This is a genomic window from Leifsonia sp. SIMBA_070 (genome assembly GCF_046534635.1).
Lineage (GTDB): Bacteria > Actinomycetota > Actinomycetes > Actinomycetales > Microbacteriaceae > Leifsonia.
In genome coordinates this window covers 1-268 of sequence record NZ_JAWRYK010000343.1, presented here as the reverse complement: position 1 = coordinate 268, position 268 = coordinate 1, and the positions used below count along the sequence as shown (strand labels likewise).

Genomic DNA, 268 nt, shown 5'->3' with positions numbered 1-268 from the left:
CAGGCGATCGGCGTGTTCCGCGACGGCTCGACCGACGGACTCGCCGACGCGTACGAAGCGGTCGATTTCGAACAGCGCGGGCTCGCGATGCTGCGCGACGTCTACAAGCTGCCGACCAGCACCACCGACGGGCCGTTCACGGTCGCGAACCGCGTCGGCGTCGTGCTGAAGCCGTCCGCGCAGATCAGCAGCGTCGACGTGGAATTCGACATCGGCTTGCCGCACGTCGTATCGAGCACGGGTCTGGCCGACCTCGGACGGATTCGCC

At 67.9% G+C, this 268-nt stretch carries 1 protein-coding gene; it reads left to right on the top strand.

The window, feature by feature from the left end:
• The coding region (locus SB754_RS20610; protein ID WP_410784222.1) for a hypothetical protein at positions 1–268 on the top strand (268 nt) is incomplete at both ends.